Source organism: Microcoleus sp. B4-D4 (assembly GCF_036705185.1).
Classification (GTDB): Bacteria; Cyanobacteriota; Cyanobacteriia; order Cyanobacteriales; family Microcoleaceae; genus Microcoleus.
Map to the genome: position 1 here is coordinate 10073 of NZ_JAUBTX010000033.1, position 1917 is coordinate 11989.

The window sequence follows — 1917 nt, forward strand, 5'->3', positions numbered from 1 at the left end:
TTGACAAGCAGAAATCGCTTTTTCTAGATTATCTGTTTTTTCGCCTCTGATTCTGTCGCTATAAGCAATCGCCAAATTATTTTGAATCGTCGCCCAATTTTTAGCATATTCTTGACGGGAAAAAACAGTCAGGGCAATTTCATAACCTCTAATGGCAATTTCCAAATTATTTGCTCTGCTGCCTAAAGAAAATTCCGCGATTACATCGCTAAAATTGACAATAACTGCTGTTATAGAAATGCGGATATCTTGGCTATCTAAGTTTGGCAAAGTTTCTCTCGCCCAATTTTGCAAAACTACAGCCAAATTATCATTAACTAAGTTGAGATTATCCCGCAGGAGGGGATAAATTACTTGAGGATCGCCCTTGCTACCTTGTGTTGCCTGCAACACTTCTTCTAGGAATTTGAGGTAAGTGGCGGGTGACAATTTCTCTACCATTGTATTGCCATAACTACCCATGAGATGCCCTGCAAGAGTCATTAAATAATTAGCATCATCCAGGTTGTTATCAATTCTTAGAGCATTTGCCCTCTCTAGCATTACCTGTACTAATCCCGCATCATCTAACTCGGAGTTTGCCTGCAAAATTGGGTTTTCTTCCCCATTAGGGCAACTCAGTAGCGATCGAATCAGATTGAGATAAGCTTGGTGGCGCGCTTCGTTCATTGCTGACAACCCATGTTTTTATAATTTTACATTCTTGGTCGGGGAAAAACAAGGGGGAAATCACGGGCAAATGAAAACCGGGCGGTTTCAACCACCGGGTTTCTTTACGGAGGAGTTGGCGCTGATTTAGGATGTTTTCCCGCGTAGTAAACAAGCACTTTGCGTTGGTCTTCATCGGGTACATAAAATACTCGATCGGAACTTGTTACTTCATATTCCCACGCACCTTTATAAAGTTTGCCTTTTAACGGAAAAACTCTCTTCGGTTTTCTCAACATCGGGCTACTACATAAATCCTGATAGCAGCGACGAGTATTCTCAGGCGCACGTAACAATAAAGCTTCCCAATCCCGATTAACCCTTCGGTTTTTCGCTACTACTAACCAGGGTGATTCAGGTAATTGCACTATAATTTCGGCTGGATTTTCTTTGGCAGATGGGGGTGTAGGAGGTGCTGTAAGTGATTCTTCAGGGGGGATTACTAACTCAGAAAGCACGGGTACAGGTGCGGGAAGTTCTTCAGAGGAAACCGCGCTTTCTAAATCGTCTGGAGTGGGTGGAGTATGCGTCATACCTGAGTCGATTCAGTAGTGCTTTCTATTTGAGGCGGTGTCAGCAATACTTCGTCAATTTCATCGCTGAAAGCTGCTGCGAGTTCCAGACTAGAAAGTGCTTTAGCGCTTTCGTGCCATTCATGGATTACAATCTCGATCGCACTCCACGCCCCAGGTTCCGATTCCGCAAGTCGGTAAGCTGTTTCTAATTCAGCAATCAATTCGCACAGTTCATCTGAGTCAAATACTTTCAGCCACTCATAGGGATGTTCTGAACTAATTGGTTCTCCCAGACGCAGGCGGTAAGCAGCGGCCATCACTTCAAATACTGTTAAAGAAACAGTTGCAGCTTTTACCCACAGCGCCATCTCCTCGCGCCGCAGCAAAGCAAAATGTTGCTCGTTGCGAGTGATGGTAACAGGGTGTTCCATCGCCAAATCGAGAACTCGCCCCGGTTGTTGGTTCAATTCGGTTGCGGTGATTAATTCATCGCCGTAAACAAGGCGGGAAGATTCATTTAGCATAGTTTTTGGGCCGACTTGCGATTCGGAATGCTTGTTAATCTATGTATTGATTATAGACGTAATTAGACTCAGCGGTTGAAACCGCGTCTACAAAAACAAAGACTCAGCGGTTGAAACCGCGTCTACACAAACAAAGACTCGGCGGTTGAAACCGCGTCTACACAAACAAA

General features: G+C 44.2%; 2 protein-coding genes and 1 pseudogene. All 3 read right to left on the minus strand.

The window, feature by feature from the left end:
- Nucleotides 1-669 (minus strand): annotated as a pseudogene (locus QUB13_RS21330) (CHAT domain-containing protein); the annotation flags it as partial.
- 104 nt (nt 670-773) lie between these two features.
- Nucleotides 774-1241 carry a hypothetical protein gene (locus QUB13_RS21335; RefSeq protein ID WP_333384472.1) on the minus strand — a complete coding sequence of 156 codons (468 nt, stop codon included), beginning with the start codon at nt 1239-1241 and terminating at the stop codon, nt 774-776.
- Nucleotides 1238-1747 carry a hypothetical protein gene (locus QUB13_RS21340; RefSeq protein ID WP_333384473.1) on the minus strand — a complete coding sequence of 170 codons (510 nt, stop codon included), beginning with the start codon at nt 1745-1747 and terminating at the stop codon, nt 1238-1240. Before QUB13_RS21340 ends, QUB13_RS21335 begins: the two co-directional genes overlap by 4 nt.
- Nucleotides 1748-1917: the final 170 nt, after the last annotated feature.